We start from the raw sequence: 14,233 nt of genomic DNA on the forward strand, positions 1-14,233 counted from the left end.
CGATTAAGGAATGAAGATGGCGTTGTATGTACAAAAATTTGGTGGAACTTCTGTTGGTTCAGTAGAGCGTATCCAGCAAGTAGCAGATAAAGTGAAAGGCTTTCGAGATAAAGGTCATGATATTGTGGTCGTTGTATCTGCGATGAGCGGAGAGACTAATCGTTTGATCCAGATGGCCAATGAGATGCAAGATAGGCCACTACCTCGTGAAATGGATGTTCTTGTCTCTACCGGCGAACAGGTCACTATTGCCCTGCTGTGTATGGCGTTAGCAGCAAAGGACTGTCCCGCGCGATCCTATACCGGTACTCAGGTAAAAATTCAAACAGATTCCTCGCACACTAAAGCCCGTATTCAAAACATTGACGTGGAGAATATGCGTAACGACCTTAATGAGGGTCGTGTGGTTGTGGTTGCAGGATTCCAAGGCGTTGATGACCAAGGCAACATTACGACCCTAGGGCGAGGTGGTTCAGACACTACTGGTGTAGCCCTAGCAGCTGCTTTAAAGGCTGATGAGTGTCAAATATATACAGATGTCGATGGGGTTTATACTACAGACCCAAGGGTGGTAGATAACGCTAGGCGTCTTACAGAAATTACCTTTGAAGAAATGCTGGAAATGGCTAGCTTGGGTTCAAAGGTTTTACAAATACGAGCCGTAGAATTTGCTGGCAAATACAATGTTCCGCTTCGCGTGCTACATAGTTTCCAAGAAGGCCCAGGAACACTGATTACAACTGAGAGTGAAAATACCATGGAACAACCCGTTATTTCTGGCATCGCCTTTAACCGCGATGAGGCTAAGCTTACTGTTACTGGAGTGCCTGACGTCCCTGGTGTGGCGTCAAAAATTTTGGGCCCTATAAGCGATGCCAATGTAGAAGTGGACATGATTTTGCAAAACGTGAGTGCTGAAGGTCTCACAGATTTCACCTTCACTGTTCATCGGAACGATTATGATTTAGCACTGACTACACTAAAAGGTGTCGCCCAAAGCCTTAATGCAAAAGGTGCCATTGGTAGTGAGAAAATCGCCAAGGTCTCAATTGTGGGGGTAGGCATGCGCTCTCATGCAGGTGTAGCCAGCCGTATGTTTGAGAGTTTAGCTAGAGAAAATATTAATATTCAAATGATATCTACGTCAGAAATTAAGGTGTCTGTGGTTATTGATGAAAAATATTTAGAATTAGCTGTGCGGGCCTTACATTCAACTTTTGAAATGGATAAGCCGCAAAGTCTTGAAGAATAATATATTTACATCTATCATCACAGGGTAAGTGGAACACTAGTGATGGCTAGGGTTTTATTTGCATCGCTAGAAAGCAAGTTTTGTAGGAATAATAAAGGTGTTCGAAAATCAGCTGTGGTTGGTTTATCGGCCCGAAAAATGGAGCTTTGATATGTTGATTTTAACTCGACGTGTTGGTGAAACACTGATGGTTGGTGATGAAGTTACGGTCACCGTGCTAGGTGTAAAAGGTAATCAAGTGCGTATTGGTGTAAACGCCCCACGGGATGTTGCAGTTCATCGTGAAGAGATCTACCAACGCATCCAAGATGAAAAAACCCTACCTGAGCAACCCACTGAAGACGAGTAGTGTGGTTACCAATCAAGCAAGATGTCAGGCGGTTGCGCTCTGGCAACACACCAAATTTGAATATCTAAGGGGCCGCCCCAAGCGGTGATTAATTTTTTGCTTAACGCTTGGACCGTGGCCCCGGTTGTCATAACGTCATTAATAATAGCGATACTATGTGACCTGGTATAGATCATTTGTCATCGATTCCTCTTGTCGATTAAGCGTCCTTGGGTGATTAACCGTGATCTTTATTCACAATGCCCTGATAAGTTTTAGGGTGACGTTTTTTTGGATTTATTATGAATTTTCTGTACGGCCTAACACTGCTGCTTATCTATCAATTAATAGGTGAGGGACTATCGCTTTTTTTCACTTTAAGCGTTCCTGGCCCCGTTATTGGTATGTCATTACTATTTTTATCACTGCTAGTTTTTTATAAAATCAAAAACAACAATGCTGAGAAAAAACCGCAAAATGATGCGCTGAGCAATAGCGCAGCTGCTATTTTAAACCATCTATCTCTGTTGTTTATTCCCGCTGGTGTCGGTCTGATTGTGCATATTGATCGACTTGAAGATCAGTGGCTGCCCATTATCGCCGCCATTGTTTTAGGCTCTATAATCACAATGGCGGTAACGGCTGGGGTGATGATGTTGCTTAATCGATTGTTGAAATTAGATACTGATAGTCAAAGCGAAACTAAAATATGAACGGTGTAAATGAAGGTGTATGGGTCTACCTTTCTACTAGCCCACTGTTATGGCTAACAGTAACGCTGATTGTTTACTGCGCAGCGTCTCAACTTTACGAGTGGTCTAATGCGAATCCGCTTCTCAATCCTGTTGCCATATCGATAACCTTATTGATATCTTTTTTAGCGCTGACCAAAACAGATTATCAGCTCTATTTTTCGGGTGCTCAATATATTCATTTTTTGCTAGGACCGGCCACAGTTGCCTTGGCTATTCCACTTTATCATCAAGTCTCTAAGCTCAAAAAGATTTGGTTCTCAGCTATGGTCGCTATTAGCACGGGCGTAGTGTTAGGGGCGGTAAGCTCGGTCTTTATTGCTAAATGGCTAGGTGCCGATATCCAAACACAACTCTCTTTAGCGCCTAAATCAGTGACTGCGCCCGTTGCCATGGGTATTGCAGAAAAAATAGGGGCACTACCTTCACTCACGGCGGCGCTAGTGGTGATGACGGGTGTTACCGGTGCGCTAATTTGTACACTTCTATTTAGCTTGCTAGGTATCAAAGATAACAGTGTTAAAGGCATAGCGGTGGGTGTTGCCGCGCACGGCATTGGCACCGCGCGAGCCTTTAAGATAAGCGCTGAGATGGGTGCTTTTTCAGGCTTAGCGATGGCTTTGTCAACGTTAATTAGCGCGCTGGCGCTGCCGTGGCTTGTCACTTTTTTATTTTAATCGATAATGTTAAAAACGTATAAGACAGTAAGGTATTATGGCATCTGAATTTCATTTTCAACTGGTTAATTAATCCTTAAATACTCAAGCGCTACTAGTCATCATCGAGCGTATTCATAGCGAAGTTGCCGAGGCTTATGGACAGGGTAGCGTCGCCGACTACATCCTCGATTTAAAGAAAATTCATCCTAAATAATTTGGGGTTCCTCGAAATCTTTTTATCAATGCCAGTGCAATTGTTGTTACCCATATAATTGCCACGCGCAGCTCTACCCCCATCCACCGTATTGAAGATGTTACTGCCGCCTTATCAGATAACAAAGATAACCGCGTCGACCAAGATGTTGAGTTAAGTGAAAAGACAACTGGCTTCCATAATATTGTTATCGGTAATTTACTTAAAGCGATCGGTAATTTAGACGATCGTGTTGAAGAAACTCTCGATTGTTATTTTAAGCAGTGTGCAATAAACATGAGTTGTCGTGATCCAGCAAGAGCCTGTGAATACCTAGTGAATCGAGGGCGCTCGCATTTTACTGATAAATCCCATGTGGACTTAATCGATAAACGTATCAACTCGATTATGTTGACTTACGGTGTTTACGACGCCGTCAGAAATTTTTCTTATAATATGGGTCTACCTGCTAAAAGGGCATTGGGAGTGGCATTGTGTCGGTTGCGCCAAGTCAATACACCGTATGATCCTTTGGTCCACCTCTGCTGGGGCTATATTAAAAACCCCTTTCATTTGCGTTATCCGTTGTTGACGACTTTGCCCTTGTTGGGGGGAGTGATACACCTCACGGTGGCATAATCGTGTATTGATCTTTAAATTCAATGATTGGCTAATTCCCATTGCAATAACCTGTGCTTGGTTGAACCCCCTTTGTCTCAACCTTCGTTTATGCAGTGGCACTGGGATGACTAGCTGGGGAATAGTAATTTGGCCTTGTGTTATTTTTGTAAACAGAGTTTGGCTAAGGCATGATGTTAATAAACGACCAGCAGCAAGGTTATGTTGATGTTTGAATTGGTTAACTAAACCGCTGATAGGTGTAAAAGGTAATCAAGTGCGTATTGGTGTAAACGCCCCACGGGATGTTGCAGTTCATCGTGAAGAGATCTACCAACGCATCCAAGATGAAAAAACCCTACCTGAGCAACCCACTGAAGACGAGTAGTTTGGTTACCAATCAAGCAAGATGTCAGGCGGTTGCGCTCTGGCAACACACCAAATTTGAATGTCTAAGGGGCCGCCCCAAGCGGTGATTAATTTTTTGCTTAACGCTTGGACCGTAGCCCCGGTTGTCATAACGTCATCAATAATAGCGATACTATTGATCCTTTGGTCCACCTCTGCTGGGGCTATATTAAAAACCCCTTTCATTTGCGTTATCCGTTGTTGACGACTTTGCCCTTGTTGGGGGGAGTGATACACCTCACGGTGGCATAATCGTGTATTGATCTTTAAATTCAATGATTGGCTAATTCCCATTGCAATAACCTGTGCTTGGTTGAACCCCCTTTGTCTCAACCTTCGTTTATGCAGTGGCACTGGGATGACTAGCTGGGGAATAGTAATTTGGCCTTGTGTTATTTTTGTAAACAGAGTTTGGCTAAGGCATGATGTTAATAAACGACCAGCAGCAAGGTTATGTTGATGTTTGAATTGGTTAACTAAACCGCTGATAGGCACCAGGTAATTAAACGCACACACCGTTCTAGTATAAGGAGGCGTTTGTTGCAAGCAGTTGGCACACATTTGATCTCCATCTAGACCCATGATCCCCATATGTTCAGCGCATAGGCTACAACCTTGCTTGCTCCATGGCATATCAATTAGGCATTGGGCACATAGGTTGTCTTGTTGGTGGGGGTGTGAGCCACAAAGAATGCAGGGTGGTTGAAAAGCAGATTTTATTTGGTTAATTATTGACCACATGTAAACCTCTACGGGTTAATTGGTTGACTAAAATCACCTAGCTTTTAATATGCTTGCTGACCTTCTAAGCTGGAAATGCCATGACATCAACTGCTACTGCAACCTTTTCTATGAACACAGACCCTAAGTTTAGTCCAATGCGTGACAATGGTCAGAGGCATAATTGGGGTATTAATGAAATTACTCAGCTATTCGCCTTGCCGCTAAACGATCTTCTGTTTAAGGCACAAACGATCCATCGTGCCTATTTTGACCCCAATGAGGTGCAGGTAAGTACATTGCTTTCTATAAAAACAGGCGCCTGTCCTGAAGACTGCAAGTACTGCCCACAAAGTGTTCACAACGATACGGGTTTAGAAGTTGAACGGTTAATGAAGGTAAAAGAAGTAATTGAAGAGGCTGTTGCGGCTAAAGCGGCAGGGGCCACCCGTTTCTGTATGGGGGCTGCGTGGAAGAATCCTCGTGCTAAAGATATGCCTTACGTATTGGAGATGGTGAAAGAAGTAAAAGCTATGGGCCTTGAGACCTGCATGACTTTAGGTATGCTAGCACCAGATCAAGCACAAAAACTGGCAGATGCAGGGTTAGATTACTACAACCATAACCTTGATACGTCACCAGAGTTTTATGGTTCTATAATCACAACTAGAACCTATCAAGATCGCCTAAATACCTTAAGCAATGTGCGTGATGTGGGTATGAAAGTCTGTGCTGGTGGTATTGTTGGTATGGGTGAGAATTTGCGAGACCGTGTGGGCCTGCTGCAACAGCTGGTTAATATGCCGCAACACCCAGAAAGTGTCCCTATTAATATGCTGGTAAAAGTTGAGGGCACTCCCCTTGACCAAGTTGAAGACCTTGAGCCGTTTGATTTTATCCGCACCATAGCCGTAGCTCGCATATTAATGCCGCAATCTCACGTGCGATTGTCTGCGGGCCGGGAACAAATGAATGAGCAAATGCAGGCCATGTGTTTCTTTGCAGGGGCCAATTCAATTTTTTATGGAGAGCGCCTGCTCACTACAGACAACCCAGCTGCAGAACAAGACAGAGCATTGTTTGTAAAGTTGGGCATTCGCCCAGAAAAACGTCAAGACGTGTCTGACGAAGCCCATCGAGGTGCTATTGAACAGGCTATTGAAAATGCCAAGCCGGAGCAAATGTTTGTTGATGCTAGTCTCTAATGCACAATTTAGAACACACTCTAGGTGCTGATCTTAATCAGCGAAGGCTCAATCACCTTTACCGCAGGCGACTTTCACATAGGGGGCCACAAACCCCAGAACTGAATATAAATGGCCAAGCCCTGTTAGCGTTTTGTAGTAATGATTACTTAGGTTTAGCCAATCATCCCCAACTTATTAGTAACGCTCAAAAAGCGTGTGCAGATTATGGCGTAGGTGCTGGAGCGTCCCACCTTGTGGTGGGGCATACAGACCTTCATCATCAGCTAGAAGAAGTGTTAGCCGAAGTCACCCAACGGCCCAGAGCGTTGTTATTCTCTAGTGGGTATATGGCTAATATTGGGGTGATGAATAGCCTTTTAGATCGTCAAGATGCAGTCTATCAAGACCGTCTGAATCATGCGTCACTGCTGGATGGTGGGCTGCTTAGTTCCGCCAAATTTCAGCGGTATCGACACAATGATATGCTCGATTTAGCACGTCAGTTAACTAGTACCGAAGCCAGACGGCATTTGGTTGCCACCGATGCCGTATTTAGTATGGACGGTGACAGTGCATTGTTGAAACCCCTGAGCCAGCTCTGTAATGAACAGCAGGCATGGTTGATGATTGATGATGCCCATGGTTTTGGAGTGCTTGGACCTAATGGTGGTGGTAGTGCGCTCGCACAAGACTTGACTACGGCTGAATGCCCGATTTATATGGCCACACTTGGCAAGGCTTTAGGCAGCTATGGCGCTTTTGTAGCCGGTAGTGATGCACTGGTCGAAAGCCTAATCCAGTTCTCCCGCAATTATATTTATACCACTGCCCTGCCGCCAGCCATTGCGGCTGCAAGCCTCGCTGCTGTGCAACTGTTAAAGGATGAGGCTTGGCGGCAACAACATCTCAATCACCTCATTAGTTTATTTAAGCAACAGGCTAAAAGCTTAGGCTTACCCTTAATGCCAAGTGATACCGCAATCCAGCCACTTATGGTCGGTTCGTCACAGGGAGCACTTCAGTTGAGTGAACTGCTCAAAGAACAGGGGCTTTTGGTCACGGCTATACGCCCTCCAACGGTACCAAAAGGCACTGCCCGGTTAAGGATTACATTGTCTGCTGCGCACACTGAAAGTCACCTCCATCAGTTACTGCAGGCACTGGCTCAGTTGCAACAGCAAGGCTTACTAGCCTCGGTAGAGGGTTAAGTGCTTTTTCCAGAAGGGACTGTTATCCAAGTGCAACTAGATACGCACAAGCCTGCTTTGGTATTACTGCATGGCTGGGGCTATGATAATAATTGTTGGCCTGAATACTTGCTGGAGCAGTTGAAATCTAGCTACAACCTTATTTTGTTAGATTTACCAGGGCATGGGCAAGATACCTATGTTGCAGATCAACGTAATACGTTAGAACAACTAGACCAGTGGATAGTCGCCACCAAACGATACCTTCCCCTCCAGTATACTTTAATGGCTTGGTCCTTGGGTGCTCAGATAGCCATTCGTATGGCTCATAATGACCCTCGTATAAAGCGCTTAATACTGATGGCTGTGAACCCTAAGTTCATTACTGGTGATGGCTGGCCAACAGCAATGGTGCCCGAAATGCTGCTTCAGTTTATGCAAGGTTATCAGGCATTGGCTACTAAAACGTTGCGCCGTTTTGCGAGTTTGCAGGCACAAGGTTCAGTAAATCCAAAGTTGTTGGCAGCGCAAATAATCCAACTCATGCCAGTGCAAACTCAAAAAGCCTTCGGCCTTAACTTATTGCAAGTATTAGATGAGCGCGCACACCTTTGCCAACTTTGGCAGCCCTGTTACCTTGAACTGGCTAAAAATGATGAGTTGGTCCCCTGTCAATGGGTTGATGAGTTACAACTGCCCAACAATGTGCAGGTTAATTATGTTGAAGGCGGCCACGGCTACTTACTAGAACAACAGAGCATTAGTAGAAAAATGGCCAAATTTATGCATCCTGGGGTGGCTAGGTGAACCCGAATTCAAACTTTTTACCTAGCGTGCAACAAGTGGCGCAAGCCTTTAGCCAAGCGGCAAAAACCTATGACCAAGTTGCAGGCTTGCAACGCATTGCTGCAGACCGGCTATTAAATAAGGGGGTCGACCTTCATCGAGGTAGGGTGCTCGATATTGGCAGTGGTACAGGTTATGTGAGTGCTCAGTTAGCAGGTATTAATTTGGTTACTGCAGTAACGGGATTAGATATCGCCGAAGGCATGCTAACCTATGCCCGGTCGCGTCATCACAGCAGTAAGTTAAGCTGGCAACTCGGTGATGCACAACAAATACCACATGTTTTGTTAAATAGCGCCCAGCAGTATAATTTAGTCATCTCGTCTTTAGCCATCCAGTGGTGTAAAAACCTGGATGCCGTTTTTTCTGGTGTAGCCCATTGCCTTGCAGAGGAGGGGGCTTTTCATTGTGCTACCCTAGGCCCGAAAACCTTACATCAACTTAAATGGGCTTGGGCCCAAGTAGATGATTACCAACACGTTAATGAATTCGTTGCGCTAGACACTCTGAGAGATACACTTAAAAACCATTTTGTAGAAGTAGACATTGTATGTGAGACTATTGAGCTCAAATATCAGTCAGTGCAGCAGCTTACGCAGGATTTGAAGCAGTTAGGTGCCAGTAATCACAACGCTCAGGCAGCGCAAGGACTAATGGGAGTAGGGCGTTTACGTAAGATGGTGCAGGCCTACGAATCCTTGCGTGATGACGAGGGTCAATTGCCAGTCAGCTATGAAATTTACTATATAAAGGCTAAAACTAAGGCAGCGATATGACGCAGATCAAAAAACGGTTTTTTATAGCAGGCACAGACACTGACGCTGGGAAAACTACGGTGGCTTGTGCTTTGTTAGCTAAAGCCAGAAATCAGGGCTTGAGTACTGCAGCTGTTAAGCCTGTGGCAGCTGGGTGTATTGAGACCAAAGAAGGTTTAAGAAATAACGATGCGGAGCAATTGTTAGCTCAGTGCACCATGCCCTTGTACTATGAACAAGTTAATCCAGTAGCCTTTTTAGCTCCTATTGCGCCTCATATTGCTGCTCAACAACAGGGCCAGAGACTGCAAGTGGATCGCCTGGCTGGGTTTACTCGCGGTGTGCTAATGCAAGGTGCAAACCTTACGCTTGTGGAGGGTGCTGGTGGTTGGCGGGTGCCAGTGAACGAGCGAGAAACTTTGGCAGACCTGGCGATAGCCTTAGGGATACCGGTTGTATTAGTCGTAGGTATGCGTTTGGGTTGCATTAACCATACGCTGTTAACTGTAGAGGCAATTACTAGAGATGGGTTAACACTTGCCGGTTGGGTGGCCAACTGTATTGATCCCCAAATGGCCGAACTAGATGCTAATATAATGACGCTGCAACATCGGATTCAGGCACCCATGTTAGGTGTGGTGCCAAACCTAGCCAATATCGAAAAAGCGTCAGCAAGGATGGCAGCTTGCCAAACCTATTTAGACCTTGAAATGCTGCTTAACTAGCGTGTTAATGCACCACACGATAGCCTTGTGATTACCTTCTTTAATTCCCTGATTTGATGACTGTAAAGTCTTAGAATTGACCTAAGGGCATTAAACAAGGTATTTTTCAAACAAGTGTTTGAAAATAAATAAGTTCATGCTAAAAATCAATGGAGTCATCATGCCTAATTATCAAGCGCCACGTCGCGATATTCAATTTGTAATGCACGAAGTATTAGCCATGGCAGATCACTATAAAACTTTGCAAGGTGGCGAAGACATTGATGCAGAAATGATTGATGCTATTCTTGAAGAAGCGGCTAAGTTTTCTGAAAATATACTTGCGCCAATCAATGCCTCTGGTGACGAAGAAGGGTGTAGTTGGAATGATGGTGTAGTGACCACTCCTTCTGGATTTAAACAAGCCTACACTCAATACGTAGAGGGTGGTTGGCCGTCTATGTCCCATAGCCCAGATGTAGGTGGCCAAGGCTTGCCCGAATCTTTAGGCACCATGATTAATGAGCTCAGTGGCACGGCCAACTGGTCTTGGAGCATGTATCCCGGACTCAGCCATGGTGCTATGAACACCATAGAAGCCCACGGTACCGAAGAACAAAAGCAAAAATACCTATTGCCACTGGTTGAAGGCCGCTGGACGGGCACCATGTGCTTGACTGAGTCTCATTGTGGAACTGACCTAGGTTTGTTGCGCACAAAAGCTGAGCTCCAAGCAGACGGTAGTTATGCTATTACTGGCACCAAAATATTCATATCTGCTGGTGAGCACGACATGGTAGATAATATTGTGCACATCGTACTTGCCCGCCTACCAGGTGCGCCTTTAGGTACAAAAGGTATTTCATTATTTATCGTACCTAAATTTGATGTCAATGATGATGGTAGTCTTAGTCAACGTAATCAAGTGAAGTGTGGCTCCTTGGAGCACAAAATGGGTATCCATGGCAATGCCACCTGTGTGATGAACTTTGATGGGGCTAATGGTTATCTTATTGGTCCAGCCAACAAAGGTTTGAACTGTATGTTCACCTTTATGAATATTGCTCGAATTGGCACAGCCGCGCAGGGGCTCTGTGCAGCTGAAGGTGCCTTTCAGGGGGCCTTAGAGTACACCAAAGAACGCTTACAAATGCGCTCCTTGGCAGGCCCGGTTGCTCCAGAAAAAGCTGCAGACCCAATTATTGTGCATCCAGATGTACGCAGAATGCTGCTAACAGCGAAATCTTTTGCTGAGGGTGGCCGTATGTTGGTTTATTTTCTAGCTCAGTTAAATGATACAGTTAGTCGCAACGGTGACAGTGATGAGGGTAAAGAGGCAGACGTGTTATTGTCTTTATTAACACCTATTGCTAAAGCCTTCATTACTGAAACGGGTGTAGAGTCTGCCAACTTAGGCCTTCAGTGTTTTGGTGGCCACGGCTATATCCGCGAATATGGCATGGAACAGATTGTACGTGATGCACGTATTGCTACCATTTATGAAGGCACTACTGGTATTCAAGCCCTTGATCTTCTGGGTCGTAAAGTGCTTATGACTCAAGGTGAAAGCCTTAAAGTGTTCACTAAAATAATTTACCGCTTTTGCAAGGCAGAAGCAGAAAATGAAGCTATGGCTGAATTTATCAAGCCACTGATGGCAGCTAATAAAGAATGGGGTGAGCTGACTATGAAGGTGGGCATGGCGGCCATGAAAGATCGTAATGAGGTCGGTGCCGCCTCCGTAGATTACTTAATGTACTCAGGTTATGTCACTCAAGCATACTTTTTTGCTCGAGCGGCAAAGGTGGCGCAAGAGGTGCTAGCTGGGAAGACTTCTGAAACAGATTTTTACCAAGCAAAATTATTTACTGCACGTTTCTTTTTTGCCCGTTTGTTACCTCGTACTCAAACTCATGCCACTACCATGCTCGCCGGTGCTGGCACATTACAAGATTTAAATGAAGACCACTTTAGGTTCTAGTTTGGATTGAAATAGCTAGCAAAAAAGCCCGCGTACAAGTGGGCTTTTTTATGCCTAGTTATAAATTATTAACCAAAACTGCGATAAACAAACTCTCCCCAAACATAAACGAAAAACAAAGCAGCAACAAACACTGCTGCTGATCCCATATCCTTTGCGGCCCCTGTTAGATCGTGGTGTTCGGTGCTAATGCGATCTAGCGTGGCCTCTAAAGCAGAGTTAATATACTCCATTAACATGACCAACAAACCTGCGCCAAGCATGAGGATTCGTTCTACTGGAGATTCACCTAGGTAAATAGCACAGGGTATGCTCACCAGAAAGATGGCAGTATATTCCCGCATACCGGCTTCATTTTTAAAACAATAAACCATTCCTTTGAGAGAAAAAATGGTGGCAGTATACATCCTGTTCCAGCCACCATTTTTGGGATAGCTATTTGGGTGAGGCTTAGGTGAGTTCATAATTTGCTTCTCGTGCCTGTTATTATGTTTTTTTGGCGCTTATTCACAACGGTCAGTTTAACCAATCCATTGGCAACTGAAAAGCAGTCATATATCTTGTGAAACTCCTTGAGGTTATTAATTAATGGTAGAATTGAAATCATATTATATTCGTTTAATTGGAATCCTATCTTGTATCAATTTATTACTGGCTTACCAAAAGTAGAGTTACACTTGCACATTGAAGGTAGCTTAGAACCCGAACTTATGTTCAAACTAGCGCAACGTAATAATATAGAAATTCCATTTGCCAACCCTGATGAGGTTCGTGAAGCTTATGATTTTTCAAATTTACAATCGTTTTTAGATATCTACTATCAGGGTGCACAAGTACTCATTACAGAAAGGGATTTTTATGATTTAACCTGGGCCTATATGCTGCGTTGCAAGGCCGATAACGTGCTTCATGCTGAGTTATTTTTTGACCCACAAACCCACACGGCCAGAGGCATAAGTTTTGATACGGTTATGAAGGGGCTTACCAATGCCTTGGCTGATGCGGAAGCTCAATTGGGTATTAGTAGCCAACTTATTCTATGTTTTTTGCGGCATCTAGATGAAGCAAGTGCTTTTGATACCCTGCAGCAAGCGCAATTGTGGAAAGACAGTATTGTTGCCGTAGGCCTGGACTCGTCAGAAGTGGGACATCCGCCAGAAAAGTTTGCCAGAGTATTTGCTGCTGCTCGAAAACAAGGCTACCTTGCGGTTGCCCATGCTGGAGAAGAAGGGCCATCAAGTAATATCACAGATGCCTTAGATATTCTTCAAGTAAGCCGAATTGATCACGGAGTGCGTTGTGTTGATGACCCTCAATTGGTGTCTCGGCTCATTGAAGAAAAAGTGCATCTAACTGTTTGTCCATTATCAAATACCAAGCTAAAAGTTTTTCAGTCTATGGAGCAGCACACTATTGTTGATTTGCTGCGCCAAGGTGTTAGTGTGGGTATCAATGCGGATGATCCGGCTTATTTCGGTGGCTATATGAATGACAATTTCACTGCAGTAGCCTGCGCTCATACCTTAAGTCAAAAAGAATTAGGCCAGTTCACCTGCAATGCGATAGATGCTAGCTTTTGTGGCCTAGAACGAAAGCTAGAACTACATCAACAACTGCAAGCCTATATGGACAGCCAGTAGACTATGAAGATTATAAAACTTCTGGTTACTGGTGCCTCCAGTCAAGTGGGTTCTGCCCTATGTACAAGAGCAGTCAATGCTGGGATGACTGTGGTTGGTTTTGACGACAATCTACTTAACAGCATGCAACTAGAATCCATTCAAGCTGTTATTTCCAGTTCTAAGCCGGACTACGTGGTGAATACCGCAAGTTATTCGGTGGTCGATTTAGCTCAGGAAAACCCACAAAAAACTCACGTTTCTAACCATGATGTGGCCTTAGTATTGGCCCAGGCGTGTGATGAATTGGGCCTGCCATTACTGCACCTGTCCAGTGATTATGTGTTTGATGGCCTGCAGCGCGTCCCTTACAAAGAAGACGCCTATACGGCTCCAGTCAATCGCTTTGGTGAAGCCAAACTTGCAGCAGAGAAAGCGATAAAGCAACACTGTGCTAAACATATTATTCTTCGTGTGGGGTGGATATTTAGTGCCTACGGTAATAACTTTGTATTAAGGACCTTGAGGCAATTGCAAGAACATCATCATGTGAAGGCTGTTTCAGACCAACAGGGCTGCCCTACCTACGCCAATGATGTGGCTCGCGTATTGATTGCAATCATTCAGCAGCTAGGATGTGATATTAATGTCTGGGGAACCTATCATTATAGTGGTGCAGAAGTGACAAGCTGGAAAGGTTTTGCTGAAGCCATTCTTGCTGCAGCAAAAAAACACGGCGTTACTCAGGCTAAAACGATTGAGGCAGTCACAAGCCTGGAATGGCCTGCTAACGCTCCCAGGCCTGCATACAGCGTGCTGGACTGTAGCAAAATACTGTCCACTTTTGGTATACGCCAAAGGCCTTGGCGTTCTGGGCTGGTGAAGGTAATCGATCAGGTGTTTAAGCCAGTAAAATAAATCAAATAGCTCTTCTAAAAGCCGCCAACTACGACTTAAACTAATGGCAATCGAAAAAGACCTGACGCTAAGTTAGAAGAGATGGACAAGGGCAGGTATAATAGCC

The 14,233-nt window shown here is 44.6% G+C and carries 15 protein-coding genes and 1 pseudogene; 14 read left to right on the plus strand and 2 right to left on the minus strand.

Annotation, left to right across the window (positions count from 1 at the left end; translation table 11 throughout):
- Positions 1 to 16 precede the first annotated feature (16 nt).
- The 6 genes and pseudogenes from ABXT60_RS02130 (at position 17) to ABXT60_RS02155 (ending at position 4,190) form a co-directional block, all read left to right on the plus strand.
- Entirely contained in the window at positions 17 to 1,252 is a 1,236-nt protein-coding gene (locus tag ABXT60_RS02130) for an aspartate kinase (RefSeq protein ID WP_443631136.1), read from the plus strand.
- Between the two features lie 151 nt (positions 1,253 to 1,403).
- Positions 1,404 to 1,601: a carbon storage regulator CsrA gene (gene csrA, locus ABXT60_RS02135; protein ID WP_443631137.1), complete on the plus strand. Its 198-nt coding sequence runs from the start codon at positions 1,404 to 1,406 to the stop codon at positions 1,599 to 1,601.
- A gap of 281 nt (positions 1,602 to 1,882) precedes the next feature.
- Positions 1,883 to 2,293: a CidA/LrgA family protein gene (locus ABXT60_RS02140; RefSeq protein ID WP_443631138.1), complete on the plus strand. Its 411-nt coding sequence runs from the start codon at positions 1,883 to 1,885 to the stop codon at positions 2,291 to 2,293.
- Positions 2,290 to 3,009, plus strand: coding sequence for an LrgB family protein (locus ABXT60_RS02145; protein WP_443631139.1), 720 nt, complete (start codon positions 2,290 to 2,292; stop codon positions 3,007 to 3,009). The genes ABXT60_RS02140 and ABXT60_RS02145 overlap by 4 nt, the downstream gene beginning before the upstream one ends.
- A gap of 211 nt (positions 3,010 to 3,220) precedes the next feature.
- Positions 3,221 to 3,823 (plus strand): annotated as a pseudogene (locus tag ABXT60_RS02150) (glutaminase); the annotation flags it as partial.
- 211 nt (positions 3,824 to 4,034) lie between these two features.
- Positions 4,035 to 4,190 carry a carbon storage regulator gene (locus ABXT60_RS02155; protein WP_443631140.1) on the plus strand — a complete coding sequence of 52 codons (156 nt, stop codon included), beginning with the start codon at positions 4,035 to 4,037 and terminating at the stop codon, positions 4,188 to 4,190.
- A gap of 5 nt (positions 4,191 to 4,195) precedes the next feature.
- On the opposite strand, the gene ABXT60_RS02160 is transcribed toward ABXT60_RS02155, so the two are convergent.
- Entirely contained in the window at positions 4,196 to 4,951 is a 756-nt protein-coding gene (locus ABXT60_RS02160) for a ComF family protein (protein ID WP_443631141.1), read from the minus strand.
- 137 nt (positions 4,952 to 5,088) lie between these two features.
- On the opposite strand from ABXT60_RS02160, the gene bioB reads away from it, so the two are divergent.
- The 6 genes from bioB (at position 5,089) to ABXT60_RS02190 (ending at position 11,590) form a co-directional block, all read left to right on the plus strand.
- Positions 5,089 to 6,135: a biotin synthase BioB gene (bioB, locus tag ABXT60_RS02165; protein WP_443632061.1), complete on the plus strand. Its 1,047-nt coding sequence runs from the start codon at positions 5,089 to 5,091 to the stop codon at positions 6,133 to 6,135.
- Positions 6,135 to 7,325 (plus strand): 8-amino-7-oxononanoate synthase, encoded by a 1,191-nt coding sequence (gene bioF, locus ABXT60_RS02170; protein ID WP_443631142.1) that lies wholly within the window; start codon positions 6,135 to 6,137, stop codon positions 7,323 to 7,325. Before bioB ends, bioF begins: the two co-directional genes overlap by 1 nt.
- Before the next feature lie 30 nt (positions 7,326 to 7,355).
- Entirely contained in the window at positions 7,356 to 8,111 is a 756-nt protein-coding gene (locus ABXT60_RS02175; protein WP_443631143.1) for an alpha/beta fold hydrolase, read from the plus strand.
- The gene (bioC, locus tag ABXT60_RS02180) at positions 8,108 to 8,926 is read left to right on the plus strand and encodes a malonyl-ACP O-methyltransferase BioC (RefSeq protein WP_443631144.1); all 819 of its coding nucleotides are present in this window, start codon (positions 8,108 to 8,110) and stop codon (positions 8,924 to 8,926) included. The genes ABXT60_RS02175 and bioC overlap by 4 nt, the downstream gene beginning before the upstream one ends.
- On the plus strand, positions 8,923 to 9,630 hold the full coding sequence (bioD, locus tag ABXT60_RS02185) for a dethiobiotin synthase (protein ID WP_443631145.1): 708 nt from the start codon (positions 8,923 to 8,925) through the stop codon (positions 9,628 to 9,630). The genes bioC and bioD overlap by 4 nt, the downstream gene beginning before the upstream one ends.
- A gap of 160 nt (positions 9,631 to 9,790) precedes the next feature.
- The gene (locus ABXT60_RS02190) at positions 9,791 to 11,590 is read left to right on the plus strand and encodes an acyl-CoA dehydrogenase C-terminal domain-containing protein (protein ID WP_443631146.1); all 1,800 of its coding nucleotides are present in this window, start codon (positions 9,791 to 9,793) and stop codon (positions 11,588 to 11,590) included.
- A gap of 68 nt (positions 11,591 to 11,658) precedes the next feature.
- Here ABXT60_RS02190 and ABXT60_RS02195 read toward each other — a convergent pair whose 3' ends face one another.
- Positions 11,659 to 12,054 carry a diacylglycerol kinase gene (locus ABXT60_RS02195; protein WP_046484369.1) on the minus strand — a complete coding sequence of 132 codons (396 nt, stop codon included), beginning with the start codon at positions 12,052 to 12,054 and terminating at the stop codon, positions 11,659 to 11,661.
- Positions 12,055 to 12,225: 171 nt separating this feature from the next.
- Here ABXT60_RS02195 and ABXT60_RS02200 point away from each other — a divergent pair, with 171 nt between their 5' ends.
- Positions 12,226 to 13,230: an adenosine deaminase gene (locus tag ABXT60_RS02200; protein WP_443631147.1), complete on the plus strand. Its 1,005-nt coding sequence runs from the start codon at positions 12,226 to 12,228 to the stop codon at positions 13,228 to 13,230.
- Between the two features lie 3 nt (positions 13,231 to 13,233).
- Positions 13,234 to 14,127, plus strand: a complete 894-nt coding sequence (rfbD, locus tag ABXT60_RS02205; protein WP_443631148.1) for a dTDP-4-dehydrorhamnose reductase — start codon at positions 13,234 to 13,236, stop codon at positions 14,125 to 14,127.
- Positions 14,128 to 14,233: the final 106 nt, after the last annotated feature.

Source organism: Candidatus Njordibacter sp. Uisw_056 (assembly GCF_047730085.1).
Classification (GTDB): Bacteria; Pseudomonadota; Gammaproteobacteria; order Pseudomonadales; family Balneatricaceae; genus Njordibacter.

Bases quoted from the DNA above. Each gene is read 5' to 3' on its own strand.
- ABXT60_RS02145 (WP_443631139.1), top strand. From the start codon at position 2,290: ATGAACGGTGTAAATGAAGGTGTATGGGTCTACCTTTCTACTAGCCCA.
- bioD (WP_443631145.1), top strand. From the start codon at position 8,923: ATGACGCAGATCAAAAAACGGTTTTTTATAGCAGGCACAGACACTGAC.
- ABXT60_RS02160 (WP_443631141.1), bottom strand. From the start codon at position 4,951: ATGTGGTCAATAATTAACCAAATAAAATCTGCTTTTCAACCACCCTGC.
- bioB (WP_443632061.1), top strand. From the start codon at position 5,089: ATGCGTGACAATGGTCAGAGGCATAATTGGGGTATTAATGAAATTACT.
- ABXT60_RS02140 (WP_443631138.1), top strand. From the start codon at position 1,883: ATGAATTTTCTGTACGGCCTAACACTGCTGCTTATCTATCAATTAATA.
- ABXT60_RS02195 (WP_046484369.1), bottom strand. From the start codon at position 12,054: ATGAACTCACCTAAGCCTCACCCAAATAGCTATCCCAAAAATGGTGGC.
- ABXT60_RS02190 (WP_443631146.1), top strand. From the start codon at position 9,791: ATGCCTAATTATCAAGCGCCACGTCGCGATATTCAATTTGTAATGCAC.
- bioF (WP_443631142.1), top strand. From the start codon at position 6,135: ATGCACAATTTAGAACACACTCTAGGTGCTGATCTTAATCAGCGAAGG.
- ABXT60_RS02130 (WP_443631136.1), top strand. From the start codon at position 17: ATGGCGTTGTATGTACAAAAATTTGGTGGAACTTCTGTTGGTTCAGTA.
- rfbD (WP_443631148.1), top strand. From the start codon at position 13,234: ATGAAGATTATAAAACTTCTGGTTACTGGTGCCTCCAGTCAAGTGGGT.
- csrA (WP_443631137.1), top strand. From the start codon at position 1,404: ATGTTGATTTTAACTCGACGTGTTGGTGAAACACTGATGGTTGGTGAT.